This window comes from Psychrobacillus sp. NEAU-3TGS, assembly GCF_029955155.1.
Taxonomy (GTDB): Bacteria; Bacillota; Bacilli; order Bacillales_A; family Planococcaceae; genus Psychrobacillus.
On sequence record NZ_JAPNOZ010000006.1, the window covers coordinates 39227 to 63145 of the forward strand.

Below are 23919 nucleotides of genomic sequence, written 5' to 3' on the forward strand. Positions count from 1 at the left end.
TGTAATAAGAAGGATTATTATGCTTGACTCAGTAACTGATTGCCGTACCACTTAACTACATCGCGTATTAACTCCGGCATATAGTATTCTTTCGTTGCAAATTTAAAGGAAGGAAAAAAATAACCAAATGTGAACATATCAAGTGTCGCCAATGTATACACTTTTTCAAGTAACAATCGTTCATCACCAATAAATACATCCCCATGCTCATCTTCCATCAATTGCTCGAAAATAATAGCCCCTAAGTATTTGCCTCTAAACCCGAGCCCCTTTACCTCTAAGTGTGGCCATTTCTCATTTTTAGATTGCTCCACAATTTCCAACAATTCTGCTCCTGTTAATGTGATAACACATGGATTTATCGGATGTGGCAAACATCGATGTAAGTCGCTAGCACTAATAGGACCAATCTGTAAGTCTGTTAAAAATATCCCAGCAGGAAACATCGCACAATCAGCTTTCGTAAAGGTAAGCAAAGCATTACCGAAAAATCGAGACATATCTGAAGGACCGAACCAATCTTTGTGCAAAAAGGTCTCATTCTGAAGAATAGCTTCAGAAAGTTCCTCGTTACCAAGAGCTTCCCACTTTTTCAGTTGTAGATCAAGATCTTTCGGCTTTGCTAAAGTATCTGTGGCATACAGCATGGCTTGCTTCGATATGATTGTTTTTGTCTCATGATCAAAATCGATTGTCACATGCCCCACATATGCACCATACTTACCGGCAGCAGCTTGTAAAGTGTTACCTATCATTTTACCTTTTTCAAAGAAATGATGCGTATGGGATCCTAAAATAAGATCGATTTCTGGTATCTTCTCTGTCATGATCTCATCCTGTGACACGCCTAAATGAGATAAACAAACAAGCACATCAACATCTCTTTCTATTTCCTTGCAAACTTCTTTCAAACGCTCAAGTGGCTGTTGAACATGCCAGCCTAATTGCTCATAGTACAATCCAAAATCAGCGGTCGCTGCTACAATACCAATCCGTATACCCGTCGGTGTCACATGAATTTTATAAGGAAGCACCCATGAAGGAATATTTCCACTTAAATCAGTAAAATTGGACACAATTACTTCGAAGTTGGCAGCTTCATACAATGTGTTTAAATCATCATGACTAAGCGTAATTCCTTCATTATTACCAATGGTGACATAATCATAACCCGCTTCATTCAGTAATTGGATGTTTCCTTTCCCCAATGTTCCTTCAGTGAAAACATTGGAACGATCTATATGATCTCCGATATCGAGTGTTAAATAGGAGTCAGTCGGTCCATGGCTTTTATGACGCTCCGAGAGAAACTGATGTATCATCGGCCAATTTTCTAAATGGCTATGCAAATCATTTGTGTGATAAATATGGATTGTTTCTCTCACCTTTCATACACCTCTTCTATTTGATCAAATATGCCTCGCTTGCGCGGAGAGCAAGACTAAATAAAGTTATTAAAACAACCCATCAATAATAGAGCGTACACCTAATAATAACAGCACAATTCTAAGTGCCAAAACAAGTGAATCTGAATTTAGTTTTTTATTTAACTTGGCACCGATTTTCGCACCAATATATGCAGCTGGAACAACTGGTATTGTATAAAGCCAAGGTACATTACCAAGTGATATATGTGTTGCCGAATTTACTAGCGAAGATAAAAACACCATGAACATCGATGTTCCAACCGCCACATGCGGAGGAAACAAGAATAACAAAATCATGGCAGGGACTATAATCGAACCACCGCCAATACCAAATAGACCCGATGCAAATCCAACACCAAATGTTAATACCAAAGCAAACCAAATAGGATATCCATATACATACGTATCTTTTTCGTCCGTAAACGTTCGCTTCTTCCCATTTTCCACAAACCATCTCACTGGCTTCAAATGATCACGCACAAGTAAAAGGGTAGATAAAACAATAAGTAAAATACCAAAATACAAATTAAATGACGGTAAATCCAATCCCTTATTCACCCATGCACCAAGTATAGTTCCAGGAATACTTCCGATAAAAAAGATAAATCCACTTCTAAAATCCACCGTCTTTGACTTCATATACGATAACGTAGAAGAAAGACCCGTAAAGATCATCATGATGACAGAAAGCCCCACAACGCTTTGAGGAGTAATATTAGGAATTAATGCAAGTGTCGTCCCAAAAAACAACACAGCTGGAACTAAAATGACTCCTCCACCTAAACCTACTAATGCTCCCACTATACCAGAAAATAACCCAGCAACTACTAGTAACACCCACTCCATTATATCCCACCTTCAAATAAGTCTAATTGTTTGGGAGCAAGTCCTTCAAATTCAATGCCAAGCATTTTTTGAAAGGATTTCGCATTTTTTGCCGCATGCCCTCCAGAATTATTATTAAATAATACAACTACTTCTTTTGCCTGTTTCTGCAATTGCTCCACTTTGTTTTGGATAAATGTGAGCTCCTCTTTATTATAATCATATAAATAACGTACTTCACGCCATTTTTCATTATTACCTGGGTTTTTCCAACCATATGTATTTCGACCATGTAATCGAACAAGGACTTTATCAGAAGTGGCGATTGGTATCAGCGGAACAGAACCTTCTCCAGCTTGTGGCTCATCGCACACGGTGTGGTGAAGATGATGACTCTTTAAGAAATCTAGTGTTCTGTTTTGGAATTTAGAAGAATACCAAGATTGATGGCGAAATTCAATCGCTAGCTCGAAATCTTTCAATTCTTCTTTCACTCGAAGTATGTACTCTACATTTTCTTTGACACATGTAATCCAAGGGGGAAATTGCACCAACACCATCGCAAGTTTTCCTGCTTCTTTAAAAGGTTGAATGGACTCTCGGTAACGCTCGAACATCTCTTCCATTGATTCGTAATGGGACTCCCCGCGTAAATGTCCGGTTATTTCTTGATACGCCTTTACGACAAATTGAAAATTATCTGGCGTTTCTTTTATCCATTTCAAAACATTTTTGATAGGAGGTATCGCATAAAAAGCTGTGTCTAATTCAACGACCGGAAAATGCGCACTATAATCTTTCAATCTATCCTTTGCCGTTGATACGTACAAGTCAGAATGATCTCCCCAACCAGTTAAGCCAATTTTAATCATATGTTTGTCACCTCACTGTTCAAGTTATTTTATCATAACATTATGACAGCTGTTTATACAAAAAAAGCAACAGGGGTGAAATATGCATTCACCCTGTTGCTTTTTGGTAAGAAAAAATAGAAATTACCCGATAGAACCTTCCATTTCAAACTTGATAAGACGGTTCATCTCCACCGCATATTCCATTGGAAGTTCTTTTGTGAATGGCTCGATGAAGCCCATTACGATCATTTCTGTAGCTTCTTCTTCACTTAATCCACGACTCATCAAGTAGAATAATTGTTCCTCTGATACTTTAGAAACTTTTGCTTCATGCTCAAGAGAAATATTATCATTCAAGATTTCGTTGTATGGAATTGTATCCGAAGTAGACTGGTTATCCATGATTAACGTATCACATTCGATGTTCGCACGAGCACCTGTTGCTTTACGTCCAAAGTGTACGATACCACGGTATGATACTTTACCACCTTGTTTCGCAATCGATTTCGAAACAATCGTAGATGACGTATTTGGTGCTAAGTGCATCATTTTCGCACCAGCATCTTGGTGTTGCCCTTTACCAGCAATTGCGATTGAAAGGGTCATACCACGTGCACCTTCACCTTTTAAGATACATGCTGGGTATTTCATCGTTAATTTAGAACCGATGTTTCCATCAATCCATTCCATTGTTCCGTTTGCTTCAACAACTGTACGTTTAGTAACTAAGTTATAAACGTTGTTCGCCCAGTTTTGAATTGTTGTATAACGGCAATAAGCATCTTTTTTAACGATAATTTCAACTACAGCAGAGTGAAGTGAGTTTGTCGTATAAACAGGAGCTGTACAACCTTCTACATAGTGTACAGAAGCGCCCTCATCTACTATGATTAGCGTACGTTCGAATTGACCCATATTTTCAGAGTTAATACGGAAGTATGCTTGAAGTGGTGTATCCACTTTTACACCTGGTGGTACATAGATAAATGACCCACCCGACCATACTGCTGAGTTAAGTGCTGCAAATTTATTATCTGTTGAAGGAATAACTGTTCCCCAATATTTTTTGAAGATATCTTCGTTTTCACGAAGTGCAGAGTCTGTATCTTTAAATACAATCCCCATATCTTCTAGTTCTTCTTTCATGTTGTGGTAAACAACCTCTGATTCATATTGTGCAGATACACCAGCAAGGTATTTTTGTTCTGCTTCAGGGATACCTAGTTTATCAAATGTAGCTTTGATTTCTTCTGGTACTTCATCCCATGATTTTTGTGTAGCTTCCGATGGTTTTACGTAATACGTAATTTCATCAAAGTCTAATGCTCCTAAATCTCCACCCCATTGTGGCATCGGTTTAGAATAGAAAATTTCTAATGCTTTCAAACGATAATCTAACATCCATTGTGGTTCACTTTTCATACGTGAAATTTCTTCTACGATTTCTTTAGTCAAACCACGTTTTGAACGGAAAATGGATACGTCTTTATCGTGGAAACCATATTTATAATCACCAATTTCAGGCATTTTTTTTGCCATCGTAATTCCTCCGTTCTACTTTTATTGTTGTTCTTCAGAAACGCCTTTTTCCATTGCTTTCCAAGCTAACGTTGCACACTTAATACGTGCTGGAAACTTGGCAACCCCGTTTAATGCTTCAATATCACCGAGATCAATGGAATCGTCGTATTCTTTCCCAAGCATCATGTCCGAAAAGATATGCGATAATTGAAGTGCTTCATCGATTTTCTTCCCTTTTATCGCTTGTGTCATCATTGATGCAGAGGACATGGAAATAGAACAACCTTCCCCGTCAAACTTGGCATTTTGAACGACACCATCTTCCACTTGAAGCGTCAGATGAATACGGTCACCGCAAGTCGGGTTATTCATATCAATTGTCAAAGCGCCATCCTCAATACTTCCCTTATTGCGAGGATTTTTATAATGGTCCATTATTACTTGTCGATATAGTTGATCTAAATTAGAAGACATCGCTAAAATACTCCTTTGCAGTGCGCAGTCCAGCTACAAGTCTGTCAATATCTTCTTCAGTATTATAAAGATAAAAACTAGCTCTTGCAGTTGCCGTACATTGTAACCATTTCATCAAAGGCTGTGCACAATGATGACCAGCACGAACAGCAATACCACTCATGTCGAGCACAGTTGCAACATCATGTGGATGCACATCATCCAAGTTAAATGTTACAATTCCTGCTCGTTTAGATGGATCTACAGGTCCATATATAGATAGACCATTTACCGTAGACATTTTCTCCATCGCAAGCGCAGCAAGTTCATGCTCATGTTGTTCAATTTCATCTAATCCAATCTCTTCAAGGAAATCAATTGCAGCCGCAAGACCAATTGCACCTGCAATGATCGGTGTGCCGCCTTCAAATTTCCAAGGAAGCTCTTTCCATGTAGATTCATACAAACCTACAAAGTCAATCATTTCTCCACCGAATTCAATTGGTTCCATTTCTTCTAGCAATGCTTGTTTTCCGTAAAGTACACCAATTCCTGTAGGTCCACACATTTTATGACCTGAAAAGGCAAGGAAATCACAATCTAAGTTTTGAACATCTAACTTTAAGTGTGGCGCAGCCTGAGCTCCATCCACAACCATAATAGCTCCGTGTTCATGTGCAATTTGTGTAATTTCTTTAATTGGGTTCATCGTACCAAGTACGTTTGAAACGTATACAATGGAGACAATTTTCGTCTTATCAGTTATAGTTTCACGAACTTTTTCTAAAGACAGTGTCCCGTCTGCTTCTAAGTCTATATATTTCAGTGTAGCACCAGTTTCTTTCGCAAGTTGTTGCCAAGGAATGATATTCGAATGGTGCTCCATATGTGTAATAACAATTTCATCGCCTTCTTTTACATTTGCTCTGCCGTAGCTTTGGGCAACTGTGTTAAGAGAAGTCGTTGTACCACGAGTGAAAATTATTTCTTTAGTTGACTTAGCATTTATGAACTTACGAACTTTTTCACGTGCTCCTTCATAGCTTTCCGTCGCACGATTCCCTAGTGTATGAACACCACGATGAACATTAGAGTTTTCAAATTCATAATACTTTTTAATTGCTTCAATTACTTGTACTGGCTTTTGAGAAGTAGCACCACTGTCCAAATAGACAAGTGGATGCCCGTTAATCTCTTGGTTTAAGATGGGAAAATAGCTTCGAATCTCTTTACTGAGCATTAGCGAACTTTCCTTTCAATAACCTCCGTCAGCTGTTTCTTTACACCTTCGATTGGTAATTCGTTCACTACTGGAGCAAGGAATCCATGAATAACTAGACGCTCTGCTTCGTGTTTTGAAATACCACGGCTCATTAGATAGTACAACTGAAGTGGATCTACTCGGCCAACAGAAGCTGCGTGACCTGCTGTTACATCATCTTCATCGATTAATAGAATTGGGTTTGCATCCCCACGAGCTTTTTCACTTAACATTAGGACACGAGACTCTTGTTCTGCATTCGATTTCGTTGCACCGAATTCAATTTTCCCGATACCATTGAAAATAGAAGAAGCTTCATCTTTCATCACACCGTGTTTTAAGATTTGTCCCTCTGTATGTTTACCCCAGTGAATAACTTTTGTTGTAAAGTTTTGCTTTTGTTTCCCGCGACCTACAACAACCATTTTCACATGTCCTTCAGAGTTATCACCTACAAGATGCGTTACATTTTCAGAAATTGTATCGCTGTCGTTCATCATGCCAAGTGCCCATTCAAGCACTGCATCACGACTAGTTACTCCGCGGCGGTTAACATAAGTGGTAAATCCTTCTGCTAATACATCTACAGTACCAAATGTTACTTTCGCGTTATCTTTTACAATTACTTCTGAAATGATATTCGCTTGGCCAGTTGTTTTTTCTACAGTAGATAAGTAATTTTCTACATATGTTACAGCACTGTTTTCATCCGCAACAAGTAGGGTATGGTTGAACAGAGATGCTGAATCATTATCGTGTAAATAGATAACTTGAACTGGCTCTTCGATTACAACATTTTTCGGTACGTATACAAATACTCCACCATTTAAAAGTGCTGCATGAAGTGCAGTTAGTTTATGTTCATTTACTTTTACACCATCAGTCATAAAGTATTTTTGAACAAGATCACTATGCTCACGTAGGGCAGTGTAAATATCTGTAAAAATAACACCTTTAGCTTGTAAATCTGCTGATAAAGATACAAAAGCAGGTGTATTATTACGCTGAATATAAATATTTTTTTGTTCTTCTGCATGCACAAGTGCTTTTACTTCTTCTGGAAGTTCCTCAAGAGAAGTGTAAGCATTGCTTTCTACAGTATGTGTAGGAAATTCAGTGAAATTCCAATTTGTAATTTTTGTTTTATCTGGTGTTGGCATTGGAAGTGTTTCCAGTTCACCTAATGCTTTCAGACGAAGTTCCGTCATCCAGCTTGGTTCTTGGTTACCTTCTGAAAAGGAGCGGATATCTTGCTCGGTTAATGCCAATTTTGTTTCAACCGTCATGCTTATTCGTCCCCTTTCTTATGCTTCTTGTCCAACTGTCTCATCTTCAATTCCTAACTCTTCTTTAATCCAGTCATATCCTTGTGCCTCTAATTTTTGCGCAAGCTCAGGACCACCTGATTTTACAACGCGACCTTGCATCATTACGTGCACATGATCCGGTGTGATGTAGTTAAGAAGACGTTGGTAGTGAGTGATGATTAGGCTTCCGAATCCTTCTCCACGCATTTCATTGATCCCTTTAGAAACAACTTTAAGCGCATCGATATCAAGACCAGAGTCAATCTCATCTAAAATAGCGAATTTTGGTTGTAACATCATTAATTGAAGAATTTCATTACGTTTTTTCTCTCCACCTGAGAATCCTTCATTTAAATAACGTTGTGCCATATCTACGTCCATTTCTAAAAATTCCATTTTACTATCTAATTCGCGGATAAATTTCATTAAAGAAATTTCTTCGCCTTCCGCGCGTCGTGCATTAATAGCTGAACGTAAAAAGTCTGCGTTTGTTACTCCAGTAATTTCACTTGGGTATTGCATTGCTAAAAATAGACCCGCTTTTGCACGCTCGTCTACTTCCATTTCTAATACATCTTCCCCGTCCAATTCCACTGAACCAGAAGTTACTTCATATTTTGGATGGCCCATAATAGCAGAAGCTAAAGTAGATTTACCAGTACCATTTGGACCCATAATAGCGTGAATTTCATTTGTATTAATCGTTAAATTAACACCTTTAAGTATCTCTTTACCGTCGATCGCAACGTGTAAATCCTTAATCACTAAAGTTGACATTGAATACCCTCCATTAAGTAACTATGAATGCATAACCATTCTAATTTATTATCATTCTAATCTTAACCCAAACTGAAGTCTCTGGCAAATCTTTTGAAACAGTTTCTTATTTAATATATAAAACATAGAAAAATCTTGATATTAATACCTTTTCCCTTAAACTCTATGGGAAATTGGAATAAGTTGATATTTTCAATACGAATCTCTAATTGAGAATCGATTTCACTATAAGGATAGTGTTAACAAAAAAATCCATGAAGCACTTGTCTTCATGGATTTCATCTTATTAGCCTCTAAATGCTTTCGCATCAATTCTCGCAACAACTTGTACACTTTTCTCATAATCTCGTTGTCTTCTTTTTTCCACTTTCATTCGTAAAGCTTGACTGCTCCGTAATTCGTCATATCCGAATCCGTGTACTCCTCTGAATGCGTGGTCCATCTGTTCCGTGTAAGGTAATCCCTCTGAATTGATAATGAATCATTCCTTTCGATTTTTTACACCTACACTATGGTACATACCCAAGTATTTTGTTATTAAACATTTTTTTGAAATTAATTTGTAGAAAGAACGATTGTGGTCCAACTATTCTATTAACTTATATACCGAAGATTTATGACTTCCAGTTTTCGTTAAATTGGAGTTAGCTAAGATTCTTTTTGCTTCATGTCTATTGCTTAAAAGTAAAAATTCTCTACATTCTTTGTTTGTTATAGTATCTTTGCACAATAGAAAGTAAGAGGTAACTGTGTTTTTATACGCAGAGTAATCATTTTTTCTACAGGAGGGACAATACCATGTACGGTTTCTTTTTTGCATTCCGAGATATCCACATCTTGTACATTCAACGCCACGAATAATATCTTTTGGTTGTATTGAAAAATGTTTGGAAAGAGGGAAATGAGTAAATGGAGTATTACTCAATAGAAGAACATCTTTAATTTTTTCCATATCTTGTTCAGTTACTGTGGATGGAAGTTTTTGAAACTTTCGAAGGAATGGACGAACTTCATTTCTATAAAGAATTTGCGCTTTATTTGTAGAGGTTTTAACGAAGCTTTTTCTTGAGGCAAATACAACTGCTCCGAAGATTTGTATGGGGATATTGTGATCATTAAAAAACTGTGAGAGTTGATATTTGTAATCGTTCAATTGGACAGCAGGACAAGGAATTTTATTTATGTCCCCCGTTTCTTTGCGTTGAATTAATTGTGATGGATTCTCCGTGAATTCTAATATGCCGATCATATTTTTCACTTCCAAAATAATAGCACCGAAAGGAGTGATTAAAAGAAAGTCCAACTCAAATGATTTTTCTGCATGTAGTAATAACTTATGAAAAGCGTAAAATTTAAAAGGTAAATGCATATTCTCTAATTCTCGAAACACTATCTCTTCCCCAATATCCCCAGCTCTGGTAGTACCGATTTGATTTGTTACTGTTAGATGCTTCGGGTGATCTAAAGAAAGCCTCTTTAAAAGCATTTCCATCGCTTCCAAATGAGTAGATTTTGTATACGGTTTAATAAACAATTTTTATCACCTCAGAATTAGGATAGCATGGATACCGATAGAAATCTAATAATTTTGATTTTATTTTTAGGAGCGGATACTCCGGCTTTGCGAGCACGTGGGGTTCCTCTAGGAGTGATGAACTTTCTTACGAGCGGATAGCTTTCTTTTATGAGCGCATAACTTTCTTTTACGAGCGCATACCACGGCTTTGCGAGCGCATGAGGTTCCCCTACGATGATCTCGGCTTTGCGAGCGCGTGGGGTTCCTCTAGGAGTGATGAACTTTCTTATGCAGCGGATTCCTTTCTTTTACGAGCGCATAACTTTCCTTTCCGAGGCGCGTATCTCGGCTTTCCGAGCGCATGGGGTTCCTTTACGAGCGATGCGATTTTATTATCTCGCATATAAAAAAGCAGGCACTTCATATGCGTGCCTGCTTAATCATATTATTTATTCATTTACTGGAACGATTGTGCCGCCCCACTCTTTTTGAATGAAGTCTTGGATTTCTTTTGAGTGTAATGCATCTACTAATGCTTTGATATTTTTATCGTTTTCTTTACCAGCTTTTGTTGCAATGATATTTACGTATGGTGAATCTGAGTTTTCAATTGCGATAGAGTCTTCAATTGGATTTAACCCTGCGTCGATTGCATAGTTTGAGTTGATAAGCAACGCATCGCCTTCGTCATTTTCATATAATTGAACCATTAATGCTGGTTCATAGTTTGGATCAAATTGAAGATTTTTCGGATTTTCTACAATATCAGAGATTTCAGCAGTCGTTTTTTCAACACCTTCTGCTAATTTGATTAATCCTTCACTTTCAAGCATCGATAAAACACGACCGTGGTCTGTAACTGAGTTACTCATTAAGATTGTAGCGCCTTCTGGAAGCTCTTCAACAGAATTATATTTCTTAGAATATAAACCGATTGGCTCGATATGAATTCCACCAGCATTCACAAAATCATAACCAAATTGTTTAATCTGATCCTCTAAATATGGAATATGTTGAAAATAGTTTGCATCTAGTTCATCGGATTCTAAATCTTTATTTGGTAATACGTAGTCTTGGTAAGATTCTATAACTAATTCAATTCCCTGTTCTTCTAAGATTGGTTTTACTTCTTCTAAAATGACAGCGTGTGGTGTGTTGGAAGCACCTACTACCAATTTATTGCTTTCTTCTTCTCCTCCACAAGCTGCTAGCGCAAGCGCACTTACGGATAATAAAGCTCCAGCTAAAAACTTCTTCATCTGTATTCTCTCCTTCTATTGTCCCCATTTTTATATGTGATCGGGTAGACCCGTAAACACCTAACGTTTGTCAATCTTCGTCGTCACCATGTCTCCAATCCATTGAATAATGAACACAAGGATTAATATTAAAATCGTAGCCATTAAGGTGACATCCGTTCTATTTCGTTGGAAGCCATCTAGAAACGCTAGTGTTCCTAAACCACCGGCACCAATTATTCCTGCCATCGCTGTATAGCCAACGAGCGAAATACAAGTGACTGTAATTCCCGAAACTAGGGCTGGCAATGATTCAGGAAGGAGAACCTTCCATATAATAGTAGAAGTCTTTGCCCCCATTGATCTTGCCGCTTCTAAAACACCCTTATCAATTTCTCGTAAACCGATTAATACCATTCGTGCATAGAACGGAGCTGCTCCAATTACTAGAGCTGGGAAAGCTGCGTTTGGGCCACGAATTGTATCAAGTAGTAATTTCGTAAAAGGAATAAGCAAAATGATTAAAATAATAAAAGGGATAGATCTGAAAATATTGACTATAGCCCCTGTTAACCAATTCGCTAATTTATTTGCCCATGCTTGATGTGGACTTGTTAAAAATAATATTAGCCCAAGTGCTAAACCAAAAATTGCAGTTAAAATAGTGGAAACTGCTGTCATATATAATGTCTCTAGTGCTGCTTCCCACATTTTAGGCCAATCAACATTCGGAAAAAGCGTATTAATCATTGTTGATCACCTCTGTACTTACTTTCTGTTCATGTATAAATCGTATTGCTTCATCGACAGCTAATGCGTCGCCATCTATTTGAAGAATTAGTGTCCCAAATGCACCACTTTTTGTATGCGAGATATTTCCTTGCACGATATTTACTTCTAGCTCGAATTGTTTGATCAGCCTAGAAAGTATTGGTTGCTCTGTTTGTTCTCCTACAAAAGTGAGTTTGATTAACTTACCGTTTGGATATATATCCACTAAATTTTGTATCGTTTGCATTGTTTGCGTCGGTTCAGAAACTTGCGAAACAAACCGTTTTGTAATAGGTTGTTGTGGATTTTGGAAGACTTCTAGGACGTCCCCTTCTTCTACAACTCGTCCACCTTCCATTACTGCCACTCGATTACAAATCTTTTGAATGACTTGCATCTCGTGAGTGATCAATACAATGGTTAAGCCAAGTTTCTCGTTAATACTAACCAATAGATCTAAAATAGCGTCCGTTGTTTCTGGGTCCAGTGCAGATGTCGCCTCATCACAAAGCAGAACTTCCGGACGATTAGCCAGTGCACGAGCAATTCCCACACGCTGTTTCTGCCCACCAGATAGTTGTGAAGGATAATAGTCGCCTCTTCCCTCTAACCCCACAAGTTCAATCAATTCATTAACACGCGCTACTCGTTGATCCTTTGGAACTCCTGCAATTTCAAGGGGGAATGCAATATTTTCTGCAACTGTTCGGGACCATAACAGATTAAAATGTTGGAAAATCATACTTACTTTATGTCTAACTTGACGAAGCTTCTCCTCATTTATCGATGTAATTTCTTTTCCGTTCACAATAATTTGTCCAGCAGTTGGTTTCTCTAATCCATTTAGCAAACGGATCATTGTACTTTTTCCAGCACCACTATATCCAATAATGCCGAAAATTTCGCCTTGCTTTATGTCAAGATTTACATCATCAACAGCAATTATCGTACCTAGTTTCGTTTTAAACTTCTTCGAAACATCTTTTAAACTTATCATGTAAATCTCACACCTTCCTAAATCAATTACGCCTCGGCGTAATTGCGCCCAGATTTTGAATTGAGCTAGCTCAATTCAAAATCTGTGGCATCCGCCGGAGGCTATTACTTTATTGTGCAAGTTTGAATCTTGCACAATAAAGTAAAAATCCCTTCTGCAAAAGAGCAGAAGGGAAGTAAGTTATCCATCGAAAAGAACTTATCCATTCTCTCATTTCCCAAAGCGTTTGCTTTGTGTGATTTGGCACCATTTCATTTACATGACGGTTGCCGGGCTTCGTAGGGCACTTCCCTCCACCACTCTTAATAAGAGTAATACTATTTAATTGGTAAAGCTCAGTAAGAAGTATACTATCATATCATCGCTTGATCGTCAATATTTTTTGTTGTTTCTAGCAGAAAAGGAACGGATTGAAAAGCATATATCTTTTTATATACGTGTCCCTTTTTGGCGATCAGTAAGCATGGGACGCTTTCTATTTCATATTCCATTGCCAGGCTTTCGAGGTAATTTATATTTGCTTGGCCTACTGGATTTGGCACTAGTTCGTCGATCACTTGCATCATCTTGCTTGCCACCATGCATGTACCGCACATCGGTGTATAAAGATAGAATAATGAAAGCTCGTTGTTATTTTTGTAATGCTCCCATTGTTCACTCGTCCATTCCTTCACAAAACATCATCCTAAAGTAAAAATTCTTTTTTCACTTTAATATTAACACGTTTCAATATAGAAGCCAAAACTTTGAAAGGAGTATTTGCGACTTCACAATACATCGGATTTGTGTAAAGATGAATTGCTTCTGGATATTCTTTTCGGACGATTGAACGTATTTGCTCACCTGATTTATCTGCATCTAAAAAAGCATAAATCGGCAAGTCATCATATGGGCTTAAGATTTCCTCTAGCTTTACATTGGAGATTGTACCATTTGTACAAATAATTTCTGGGGATTCATCAAGAAGCCGTAAAAGCTGAAGCTTATCCGACCTTCCTTCGACGAGAATTACTTTTTCACTAAATACATTAGCCAATTAGCTTCTCTCCCTAATCTTCATCGTTAACTCAGTATATGAAAAAAACGCCGACAATTAACCGGCGTTTTAATTATTATTCTGAAATTAATTCTTCATACTGGTCAGCAGTTAATAAACCATCGATTTCTGAAGCATCTGATGGCTCAACAACGATCATCCATGCATTTTCATACGGAGATTCGTTTACAAATTCAGGGCTATCTTCTAGCTCACTGTTCACTTCAACCACTTTTCCGCTAATTGGAGCATAAAGTTCTGAAACAGTTTTTACTGATTCCACACTACCGAATGGGTCTCCTGCTTTAATATCGTCTCCCACTTGTGGAAGCTCGACAAACACGATATCCCCAAGCTCAGATTGCGCAAAATGAGTAATACCGATACGTGCATTTCCACCTTCTGTTTTTACCCATTCATGTTCTTCTGAGTATTTCAATTCTTTTGGTGTGCTCATAAATTATACCCCTCTCAAATAAGTTATATATTCATCTATAATATTCACATATTTTTATATTAAAAACAAGTTACTTTAGTTGTTTGACCAAATTTGTTCAAACTCTTCTTCTTTAAAACCAAGCGTCAAATGCTTACCATCAAAAACAAGTGGTCGCTTCACAAGCATACCATCGGATACTAGCGTTTCAATTTGTTCCGCTTCCGTCATATTCGGTAACTTGTCCTTTAGTTGTAACTCTCTATATTTTGTACCACTCGTATTAAAAAGTTTCTTTAATTCGACATTTGTTTTTTCTATTATTTCTTTTATTAACTCTTTTGTGGGAGGGTCCTCCACAATGTGATGATATGTAAATTCTACATCTTTGTCCTTCAACCACTTACTCGCTTTATTACATGAACTACATTTAGGATAACCAAAAAATTGTATTGTCATTACTTCTCACCTTTTTTCTTTTTATCATATCAAAAAAAACGATGAACCGCACTTTGCGTCCATCGTTTTTTGTAGGGGGTTAATTAAACGACATATTTCTCTGCATCAATCAATTTAACAGATGCTTCCCGTTTTTTAGCAATAACATTATAAGGTGTGTTACGTGTTAGTTTACGAAGAGCGGATAGCATCATGCGTAATGTATCGCCTTCTACAGATGCGATGAGCGTTTCTTTCGCATCCTTCTCGATTGCTTCGAACGCTTCTTGGCAGAAAATTTGAGTATAAAGCAGTTTTTGATTCGCTTTTTCTACTCCATTACGTGCAATGGCTTTTTCCGTACGTAGAACAGCCGATTCCATTGCAAATAAGTTATTTGCGATATTTGCAATGTTCACAAGTACTTCTTGTTCTGCTTCTAGTTTAGTGCCGAAACGCTGTGCTGCAAGACCAGCTGCTAGCAAACCAATTTTCTTCGCATTTGCTACTAATACTTTTTCTTGTGCTAATGGCGCATCACTTACCTCTTCTGGCATCATCATAAGTAGCTCTTCCTGTAAGCTTTGTGCTTTTTGAAGAAGTGGTAATTCGCCTTTCATTGCCTTTTTAAGGAAAGTACCTGGAACGATTAGTCGGTTAATTTCATTCGTCCCTTCAAAGATACGATTAATACGCGAGTCACGGTAAATACGCTCTACTTCGTATTCTTGCATGAAACCATATCCTCCATGTAGTTGCACAGCTTCATCCGCAATATAATCCAATACTTCGGAACCTACTACTTTGTTAATAGAGCATTCAATTGCGTATTCTGCGATAGATGCTGCAATCGCTTTGCCATCTTTTTGTTCTTCTACACTCAACTGACTCATACGCTCTTCAAAATATCCAACAGTGCGGTAGATTAAGCTTTCTGTCGCATATAATTTCGAAGCCATTGTCGCTAATTTTTGTTTCGTTAAATTAAAAGAAGAAATAGGCGTTTTAAATTGTTGACGTTGATTAGAATAAGAAATTGCTAATTCTAGTGCACGTTTAGAACCTCCAACAGTTCCAACTCCTAGTTTGTAACGACCAATATTTAAAATATTGAACGCAATGACGTGACCGCGGCCAATCTCACCTAGTAAGTTCTCTACTGGTACTTGGGCATCTTGTAAAATAAGTGTGCGAGTGGAAGACGATTTAATCCCCATTTTCTTTTCTTCTGCTCCAATAGAAACGCCTGGGAATTCACGCTCTACGATAAAAGCAGAGAATTTATCCCCATCCACTTTTGCGTATACAACAAATACATCTGCAAAACCTGCATTTGTAATCCATTGTTTTTCCCCGTTTAAAACATAGTGCGTGCCTTCTGCGTTTAACTTTGCAGTAGTTTTTGCTCCTAAAGCATCTGAACCTGAACCTGGCTCTGTAAGTGCGTATGCAGAAATTTTGTCTCCAGAAGCGGAGTTTGGTAAGTATTTTTGTTTTTGCTCTTCATTACCAAAAAGGACGATTGGTAAAGTTCCGATTCCTACATGGGCACCGTGTGTAATCGAAAAACCACCAGCTACAGATAACTTCTCCGCAATTAGTGCAGAAGAAATTTTATCTAATGCAATCCCGCCGTACTCTTCTGGAATATCTGCTGCCAGTAAGCCTAGATCACCTGCAGATTTAAGTAATCGAACCGAATGCTCGAACTCGTGATTTTCTAATTTTTCTACTACCGGTAATATTTCATTTGTGACAAAGTCTTCCGCCGTTTTCGCAATCATCTTTTGCTCATCTGTAAAATCCTCTGGTGTGAAAATACGATTTGCTTCCACGTCTTCTACTAAAAAGCTTCCACCTTTAATCATTTGTTTTACTTCCGTCATGTTAAATTCCCCCTTGAAAAGTTTGTTTATAGCAGTTCGAACACTCCGGCAGCTCCCATTCCCCCACCGATACACATCGTTACAACACCGAATTGTTTTCCTTGTCGTTTTAATTCACTCATCATTTTTAATGTCAGAATAGTACCTGTAGCCCCAAGCGGATGACCAAGGGCAATTGCTCCCCCATTTACATTTACTTTATCTAGATCAATCCCTAAATGACGTACAACTTGGATCGATTGGGAAGCGAACGCTTCATTAATCTCCCAAACGTCGATATCTTCTATAGATAAACCAGCAAGTTTTAATGCCTTTGGAACGGCAACAATTGGGCCAATTCCCATTACGTCAGGTGCAACTCCTCCTACTGCAAAGGAACGGAATTTAGCAATTGGTTTTAATCCTTGTGCTTCCGCCACTTCACGGTCCATCACTAAAACTGCCCCTGCTCCGTCTGAAGTTTGCGAAGCGTTACCCGCTGTTACTGAACCACGGACGTTAAAAGCAGGACGTAACTTGGAAAGTGTTTCAATAGATGTTCCAACCCGAACTCCCTCATCCATTTCAAACAAAAACTTCTTCTCCTGCGCTTTATCGCTTTCGTCTACAAAACGCTTCACTACTTCTACTGGAACAATTTCATCATTAAACTTACCAGCAGCAATGGCAGCTGCAGCTAGTTCATGTGAACGCACTGCAAAGGCGTCTTGGTCTTCGCGACTCACGCCGTACTTATTTGCCACTTGCTCCGCTGTATGCCCCATCCCCATATAGTACTGCGGAGCTGTTTCTGCTAAGTGTGCATTCGGTCGGATCGTATTTCCCATCATTGGAACCATACTCATTGACTCTACTCCGCCTGCAATAATTGCTTCCGAATGCCCTAGCATAATTCGTTCCGCTGCATATGCAATCGATTGCAAGCCTGATGAACAGAAGCGATTCACTGTAATCGCTGGTGTTGAGTCAGGAAGGCCTGCCAAAGCCCCTATATTACGAGCAACATTCATCCCTTGCTCTGCTTCTGGCATAGCACAGCCTAATATTAAATCATCGATTGGTCCATCATAGTTTCCCGCTCTTTTTAATGTTTCTTTTACAACTAATGCTCCAAAATCATCTGGACGAACAGTTGCGAGAGATCCTTTTTTTGCTTTACCAACTGGTGTTCTTGCACCTGCTACGATAACTGCTTCACGCATGAGTTTTTCCTCCCTTATCACCTACGCATACTTAGTTGCGCAATGGCTTACCTTTCACTAACATATGTTGCATTCTTGCTTGCGATTTTGGATCAGCTACCAAGCTCAAAAATGCTTCGCGTTCCAAGTTAAGTAAATATTGCTCATCCACTAATGTACCGTATGGAACTTCTCCTCCAGCAATCACATAGGCAAGCTTTTTCGCAATTTTCAAGTCATGCTCACTAATATAGCCAGATAAGAACATACCCTCAGCACCTAAAAGTAATGTTGCATATCCAGGAGACCCTGTTACAGGAACCTTCTCTCGTAATGGGGCTTTGTATCCAGCATTTGCAAGACTAAGTGCTGCTTGTTTTGCATCATACAATTGATGATCAGGATTCACACTAATACCATCTGCAAAGTTTAAGAAGTTATTTTCAAGAGCTTCTTCTCCAGACGTTGAAACCTTTGCCATTGCAATTGTTTCAAATACTTTATTGGCAACGTATTGATAATCCACCTGGACGCCTTTTGGAAGCCCTTTTAAATGCTTCATATATAACTCTTTGTTACCACCGCCGCCAGGGATTAGACCAACCCCTACTTCTACTAGCCCCATATAGGTTTCGGTCGTTGCTTGAATATGTGCTGCTGGTAAACAAGCTTCAGCACCACCGCCAAGTGTCATTCCAAATGGTGCAACAACCACTGGCTTAGTGGAATATTTAATTTTCATCGTTGCATTTTGGAAACTTCGAATAACATAATCCAATTCAAATAAATTATCGTCTTGAGCTTCCATCAAAATCATCCCAAGGTTTGCACCAACACTAAAGTTTTTCCCTTGGTTTCCAATAACAAGCCCTTTAAAGTTTTTCTCCACTTCCTCAATCGCAAAGTTAATCATTTGTAATATGTCGAGTCCAATTGCATTTGATTTAGAGTGGAATTCCAGTAAAGCAATTCCGTCACCTAAATCTATTAAACTAGCACCGGAATTAGATTTAATAACACCATGTTTTTTCTTATAACGCTTCAGGTCAATTACTTTTTCATTGAAAGAAACGATATTGTAGTCATTTCCACCAAAGTAATAAAGATCGCCATTTTCTTCTTTATAAAAGGATTCGAATCCTTTATCTAAAAGCGACTGTACGAATGTAGGGATTTCCTTTCCTTCTGCTTTCATCTTTTCAACTGACTCTTTTACACCAATTGCATCCCATATTTCAAACGGTCCTTGCTGCCAGCCAAATCCCCATTTCATCGCTTGGTCAATGGATACGATATCGTCTGCAATTTCTCCGTGCAACTTAGCGGAATAAATAAGTGTCGGGCTTAAAATGCTCCACAGCAGTTCTCCAGTACGGTCTTTAGCATATGTTAACGTTTTCACTTTTGCCGCTAATCCTTTTTGCTGTTTTGCCATTTCCATCGATGGTGTTTTTAGCTTTTTGACTGGCTCATATTCAAGTGTTTCCGTATTTAATTCTTTAATTTCCTTTCCTTCTTTTAAGAAGAAACCTTGCCCTGTTTTTGCACCAAGCCATTTATTTTCAAGCATTTGATGCATAAATGCCGGTACTTCAAACACTTTCTGCTCTTCCCCGGTCGTTTGGTCAAATACATTTTTTGCGACATGTGCAAACGTATCTAATCCGACTACGTCTAATGTGCGGAACGTCGCAGATTTTGGACGTCCAATCAGTGGGCCAGTAACCGAATCTACTTCTCCAACAGAATATCCGCGTGCCTGCATTTCACGCAGAGTCACAAGTAAACCATACGTGCCGATTCGATTGGCAATAAAGTTAGGCGTATCTTTTGCTAATACGACTCCTTTTCCTAGAATATCTTCACCGAATTGCTTCATATATTCTACTACCTGGATATCGGTTGTTTTCGCAGGTATCACTTCTAACAGCTTTAAATAACGTGGTGGATTGAAGAAATGTGTGCCAAGAAAATGTTTAGCAAAATCTTCAGATCTTCCTTCCACCATTGCATTAATACTAATACCTGAAGTATTGGAACTAATTATTGTCCCCGCTTTTCTAACTGTGTCTATTTTTTCATACAGACTTTTTTTCACATCTAAATTTTCCACTACTACTTCAATGATCCAATCGACCTCTTTTAACTTCTCTAAATCATCTTCAAAGTTTCCTGCAGTAATGAGTTGTAAGTTTTTTGTAGAAGTTAGAGGTGCGGGTTTTTGCTTCAGCAATTTTTGTAAAGCAGTCTGAGCAAATTTATTACGAACTCCTGGATGCTCTAATGTTAACCCCTTTGCTTCCTCTTCCTTACTCACTTCTTTTGGCACGATATCTAACAATAATGTCGGAATACCTATATTCGCTAAGTGTGCTGCAATTCCAGATCCCATTACCCCCGAGCCAAGAACAGCTGCTTTTTTAATTTGAAATGTCACGTGCAAAAGCCTCCCCTTCGTCTTGAATGAATGCTCATTCATTTTATAGATAAAAAAAATAGAACACTCTCTATGTCTATTAGTTTAGAACAATTTTTAAATTTTCGCAATAATAAAATGAATAAAAACGAGCAATTTTCTTTCTAGTCTTTCTGAAACAGTGTAAACTAATTTAGAAAAGTGAAAGGCACCTGCTTAGCCACGACAAAGCTCTTCGCCGAGGAGCTTGATCAAATACAGAAATTTGGCATTTAATCATAAGAGGGTCGCCTGGAACCTATATATGAAAAAAGATTATAGGAGGTTTTAATATGAACAAAATTACAACTGTAGAACAATTCAACGAAATCATTTCTGGTGACAACGAAGTACTAGTAAAATTCGAAGCTGGTTGGTGCCCCGATTGCCGACGCATGGAAATGTTCATCGACCCAATCATTGAAAAGTACAACCAATATACATGGTATGAAGTAAACCGTGACGAATTACCGGAAATCGCAGAAAAATACGAAGTAATGGGAATTCCAAGTCTTCTTATTTATCAAAACGGCGAGAAAAAAGCACATTTACACAGTGCAAACGCAAAATCACCAGAGCAAGTAACAGAATTTTTAGATGCTCAGAATTAATTAATATTGAGGGGCTATCTGCCTGGTGGTATACCTTTTTCTCTGCGACGAGCTTCGCGCAGGAGCAAGTAACAGAATTTTTAGATGTTCAAAACAAATAATCACAAATTGTTAAAGCCCTTTGAAACCGCTACTTTTGGTTTCAAAGGGCTTTATGTATTTTGTAATATTTTATTTCACACTATTCATTTGTTATTGCATCACGCGAGGTTAATATGTTCAATGCATTCGTAGGGGTTTCCCCTCTAAGTACCTGTAAAACAGAATCAGCAGCGAGCATCCCCATTTTAAATCTCGTCTCTACCGTCGCTGACCCAATATGTGGTGTAGTGACGACGTTCGCAAGTTTCAATAGTGGATGATCGACCTTAACCGGTTCTTGTTTATATACGTCTAATCCAGCTCCCGCAATTACTTTATTCTTCAATGCTTCAACTAAAGCATCTTCATCAACGACAGCACCCCGTGATCCGTTTACAAAAATAGCGTTTTGCTTCATCAGCTTAAACTCACTAGCCCCATACATGCTTTTCGTTTCCTCGCTTAGTGGAACCATATTACAAACAAAGTCCGAACGTTTCAGCAAATCCTGAAAACTGCAATATTGTGCATTATAAGTCGATTCGATTTCCTCATCACGACTTCTATTATGATATAGAATTTCCATACCAAATCCAAATTTTGCACGTGTAGCAATTGCCTTTCCAACCCCACCCATTCCTACAATGCCTATTACTTTTCCATACACATCAGTTCCGAATAATTCTTCTCCAATCATGGAATCCCAATTTCCTTGTTTCACATACGCATCCAACTCTGGTATCCTTCTAGCTGCAGAAAGAAGTACACCAAAGACTGCATCTGCTACAGTTTCATTCAAAATGCTTGGTGTATTTGTTGCAATTATATTCCGTTTTGTTAATAGATCTAAATCCAAATTATCATATCCAACCGAAATATTACTTATTACTTTCAGCTTTGGACTTTTATCCAAAGTTTCCTCATCGATTTTTAGAGCAGAACCAAGTAATGCTTCTGCATCCTTTAAATGAGACATGAACTCGGGATATGTCGATTCATCTAACTCTTCAAAATAAATAACTTCACATGTTGTTCGCAAATAATCTAAAACACGTGGATCCACTTTTCTATAAACTATTACTTTTTGCATGATTGGATTCCTCCTAATTCATTTGCTCTCTACTTATTAATATCTCTAATTGTATGGCAAACAAATAACTCAATCAACAAATATATAAAATATTCTAAAATTTCTATTTTTATATTCAATAGTTTATGATAATGTGCAAACTAGTTGGAATTTATATAAAATAATAAAGAGCCCCACCTATTGAAAGGAAAGATTCTCTTAGCATGGAAGTAGGGGCTTACTGTCCGATAATGCAGAATAAAGGGAGGGTCCGTATGAAAATCCAATTACAGCTACAAGGCTTATCTCAATATGATTCATCGATTAGAGCAGACTATCAAGCCTCTGCATGCGGTCCAGTGACAGCATTTCTATTATTAAATTATTTACAAGAAAATACTTTTCCTGATACCCCCAACACACTTTACGAAAAACTGGGTGGTACTCGCATCGGATTATTTACCCATCGATTTGTCCGTAATCTTCGCAAAATACTCGGTCCAAATTGGCAAATTGAAAAATGTTCTCTTCATACAGCACTAGATGAACTTAAAAACGGTAGACCCGTTGCGCTCAAATTCGATAAATATTTTTCCTTTCGTTGGAGAAAAAAAGCGACATTTTCTTATCACTGGGTACCCCTTATCGGATACGAAATAGAAGACGATGAGCTTTTTTTACTCATTCATGATAATGGTGGGCAAAATCGAGAAAGTAAAATTCGCAAAGTATCCTATGCTCAAAATGCATCTATTTTAACTTTTATACAAATCACTCCAAAATTTAATAAAAGGGCTAATGCAAAAAGTGACAGAATCCCTTGATGATCAGGATTAACGTGAAAAAAGACTGTTCTACACTAGGAACAGTCTTCGTTATATTTCCTCTATAATTCCTTCACCATAAATACTTGGGAAATGGCCGTATTTCTAAATCCTTTGCTCTGTAAAAAAGGAAGTGTTTTTTTCGTATGATCGTATAAATTATACGTCGTCCTTTTGAGTGAGTGTTCAAAGTATAATCCTTCTTGGAGGACCGCTTTGAGCGCACGCTCCCCTTCCTCTTTCTCTGTAGCAATTGCTGCTTGAAACAAAGTGACTCCTTCTATTTCTCCCCCATATTGTTGCTTTGTCCTTACTAAACAAGCTGCAAGAATTTCATTCTCCTTTGTTGCAATTATTGCTTCACCCCCAACTCTTGGAGTATTAGTTGTATCTACTTGCCAAGGTACAACAGAAGGAAATATCCCTGTATTGCTCACTTGTATAGCAGGCAATCTTTTTATAGAAAATTCGTCTGCAACTTCTTCATCAAAAGAGAGCTCTCCATCTGCCTCTAAAAAATGTAATGTGTCGATTACATTGTAGCCAGCTTTTTCGTATAGTTTAATAGCCGGCTGATTAATGGACAAAGCTTCTAATGTTGCAATATCTACATTTTGTTCTTTTAATAGATGAAGGGCTTTTTCTACCAGTAGAGAACCTAGTTTCTTCCCTCTGTACGCAGGAATAATACCCGTACCGCCATTCCAGGCGATTTTCTTACCATCTACTTCTCGAATGCCCTGTAAAACAAATCCAATCGGGTTATTATCGTCAAACATAATAATCGACAAAGCTGGTGAAAGATTTTCATTTCCGAAACGTGCAACAAAAGCATCCAATGACATCTTCATCGGTATATAATACCCTTCAAAACCATTCGTAAAAAGTTCATGCGCTTCTTTAAAAGTTAAATGCTCCATTGTTTTAAAAGTAATCATTTCATACCCCTTTGTAT

Annotated in this window: 24 protein-coding genes and 1 riboswitch; of the genes, 2 read left to right on the forward strand and 22 right to left on the reverse strand. The window is 38.0% G+C overall.

What is annotated here, in order from left to right; genetic code table 11:
* Positions 1–17: 17 nt before the first annotated feature.
* The 20 genes from OR571_RS04965 to OR571_RS05060 all read right to left on the reverse strand — a co-directional run bounded on the left by OR571_RS04965 (position 18) and on the right by OR571_RS05060 (position 20403).
* Positions 18–1385: a bifunctional metallophosphatase/5'-nucleotidase gene (locus OR571_RS04965; RefSeq protein ID WP_282241753.1), complete on the reverse strand. Its 1368-nt coding sequence runs from the start codon at positions 1383–1385 to the stop codon at positions 18–20.
* A gap of 69 nt (positions 1386–1454) precedes the next feature.
* Entirely contained in the window at positions 1455–2273 is an 819-nt protein-coding gene (locus tag OR571_RS04970; protein WP_282241755.1) for a sulfite exporter TauE/SafE family protein, read from the reverse strand.
* A complete protein-coding gene (locus tag OR571_RS04975; RefSeq protein WP_282241756.1) occupies positions 2273–3124 on the reverse strand; it encodes a DUF72 domain-containing protein in 852 nt (283 codons plus the stop codon). Before OR571_RS04975 ends, OR571_RS04970 begins: the two co-directional genes overlap by 1 nt.
* Before the next feature lie 123 nt (positions 3125–3247).
* A complete protein-coding gene (sufB, locus tag OR571_RS04980; protein WP_282241757.1) occupies positions 3248–4645 on the reverse strand; it encodes a Fe-S cluster assembly protein SufB in 1398 nt (465 codons plus the stop codon).
* Between the two features lie 21 nt (positions 4646–4666).
* Positions 4667–5101: a Fe-S cluster assembly sulfur transfer protein SufU gene (sufU, locus tag OR571_RS04985; RefSeq protein WP_282241758.1), complete on the reverse strand. Its 435-nt coding sequence runs from the start codon at positions 5099–5101 to the stop codon at positions 4667–4669.
* Positions 5091–6320: a cysteine desulfurase gene (locus OR571_RS04990; RefSeq protein WP_282241759.1), complete on the reverse strand. Its 1230-nt coding sequence runs from the start codon at positions 6318–6320 to the stop codon at positions 5091–5093. The genes sufU and OR571_RS04990 overlap by 11 nt, the downstream gene beginning before the upstream one ends.
* Complete coding sequence (gene sufD / locus OR571_RS04995) at positions 6320–7627, reverse strand: Fe-S cluster assembly protein SufD (protein ID WP_282241760.1); 1308 nt, start codon at positions 7625–7627, stop codon at positions 6320–6322. Before sufD ends, OR571_RS04990 begins: the two co-directional genes overlap by 1 nt.
* Positions 7628–7645: 18 nt before the next feature.
* Positions 7646–8425 carry a Fe-S cluster assembly ATPase SufC gene (gene sufC, locus OR571_RS05000; RefSeq protein ID WP_282241761.1) on the reverse strand — a complete coding sequence of 260 codons (780 nt, stop codon included), beginning with the start codon at positions 8423–8425 and terminating at the stop codon, positions 7646–7648.
* A gap of 286 nt (positions 8426–8711) precedes the next feature.
* Positions 8712–8867: a YuzK family famiily protein gene (locus OR571_RS05005; protein ID WP_211356420.1), complete on the reverse strand. Its 156-nt coding sequence runs from the start codon at positions 8865–8867 to the stop codon at positions 8712–8714.
* Positions 8868–9011: 144 nt separating this feature from the next.
* On the reverse strand, positions 9012–9959 hold the full coding sequence (locus OR571_RS05010) for a nuclease-related domain-containing protein (protein ID WP_282241766.1): 948 nt from the start codon (positions 9957–9959) through the stop codon (positions 9012–9014).
* Between the two features lie 431 nt (positions 9960–10390).
* Positions 10391–11200, reverse strand: a complete 810-nt coding sequence (locus tag OR571_RS05015) for a MetQ/NlpA family ABC transporter substrate-binding protein (protein WP_142540111.1) — start codon at positions 11198–11200, stop codon at positions 10391–10393.
* Between the two features lie 60 nt (positions 11201–11260).
* Positions 11261–11929: a methionine ABC transporter permease gene (locus OR571_RS05020; RefSeq protein WP_282241767.1), complete on the reverse strand. Its 669-nt coding sequence runs from the start codon at positions 11927–11929 to the stop codon at positions 11261–11263.
* Complete coding sequence (locus OR571_RS05025; protein ID WP_282241768.1) at positions 11922–12947, reverse strand: methionine ABC transporter ATP-binding protein; 1026 nt, start codon at positions 12945–12947, stop codon at positions 11922–11924. The genes OR571_RS05020 and OR571_RS05025 overlap by 8 nt, the downstream gene beginning before the upstream one ends.
* 207 nt (positions 12948–13154) lie before the next feature.
* Positions 13155–13259: riboswitch (SAM riboswitch) on the reverse strand.
* A 41-nt stretch (positions 13260–13300) separates the two neighbouring features.
* Entirely contained in the window at positions 13301–13621 is a 321-nt protein-coding gene (locus OR571_RS05030; protein ID WP_282241769.1) for a thioredoxin family protein, read from the reverse strand.
* An 11-nt stretch (positions 13622–13632) separates the two neighbouring features.
* Positions 13633–13983, reverse strand: coding sequence for a toprim domain-containing protein (locus OR571_RS05035; RefSeq protein ID WP_093269848.1), 351 nt, complete (start codon positions 13981–13983; stop codon positions 13633–13635).
* A gap of 76 nt (positions 13984–14059) precedes the next feature.
* Entirely contained in the window at positions 14060–14440 is a 381-nt protein-coding gene (gene gcvH, locus OR571_RS05040) for a glycine cleavage system protein GcvH (protein ID WP_282241770.1), read from the reverse strand.
* A 75-nt stretch (positions 14441–14515) separates the two neighbouring features.
* On the reverse strand, positions 14516–14878 hold the full coding sequence (locus tag OR571_RS05045) for an arsenate reductase family protein (RefSeq protein ID WP_282241771.1): 363 nt from the start codon (positions 14876–14878) through the stop codon (positions 14516–14518).
* Positions 14879–14961: 83 nt separating this feature from the next.
* On the reverse strand, positions 14962–16743 hold the full coding sequence (locus OR571_RS05050) for an acyl-CoA dehydrogenase family protein (RefSeq protein ID WP_282241772.1): 1782 nt from the start codon (positions 16741–16743) through the stop codon (positions 14962–14964).
* A gap of 26 nt (positions 16744–16769) precedes the next feature.
* Positions 16770–17945 (reverse strand): acetyl-CoA C-acetyltransferase, encoded by a 1176-nt coding sequence (locus OR571_RS05055; protein ID WP_282241773.1) that lies wholly within the window; start codon positions 17943–17945, stop codon positions 16770–16772.
* A gap of 31 nt (positions 17946–17976) precedes the next feature.
* On the reverse strand, positions 17977–20403 hold the full coding sequence (locus OR571_RS05060) for a 3-hydroxyacyl-CoA dehydrogenase/enoyl-CoA hydratase family protein (RefSeq protein WP_282241774.1): 2427 nt from the start codon (positions 20401–20403) through the stop codon (positions 17977–17979).
* A 269-nt stretch (positions 20404–20672) separates the two neighbouring features.
* On the opposite strand from OR571_RS05060, the gene OR571_RS05065 reads away from it, so the two are divergent.
* Positions 20673–20990 carry a thioredoxin family protein gene (locus OR571_RS05065; RefSeq protein ID WP_142540102.1) on the forward strand — a complete coding sequence of 106 codons (318 nt, stop codon included), beginning with the start codon at positions 20673–20675 and terminating at the stop codon, positions 20988–20990.
* Positions 20991–21171: 181 nt separating this feature from the next.
* On the opposite strand, the gene OR571_RS05070 is transcribed toward OR571_RS05065, so the two are convergent.
* Complete coding sequence (locus OR571_RS05070; protein WP_348775020.1) at positions 21172–22161, reverse strand: 2-hydroxyacid dehydrogenase; 990 nt, start codon at positions 22159–22161, stop codon at positions 21172–21174.
* A gap of 254 nt (positions 22162–22415) precedes the next feature.
* Here OR571_RS05070 and OR571_RS05075 point away from each other — a divergent pair, with 254 nt between their 5' ends.
* On the forward strand, positions 22416–22964 hold the full coding sequence (locus OR571_RS05075; RefSeq protein ID WP_282241775.1) for a C39 family peptidase: 549 nt from the start codon (positions 22416–22418) through the stop codon (positions 22962–22964).
* A 62-nt stretch (positions 22965–23026) separates the two neighbouring features.
* On the opposite strand, the gene OR571_RS05080 is transcribed toward OR571_RS05075, so the two are convergent.
* Positions 23027–23902 carry a GNAT family N-acetyltransferase gene (locus OR571_RS05080; RefSeq protein ID WP_282241776.1) on the reverse strand — a complete coding sequence of 292 codons (876 nt, stop codon included), beginning with the start codon at positions 23900–23902 and terminating at the stop codon, positions 23027–23029.
* Positions 23903–23919: the final 17 nt, after the last annotated feature.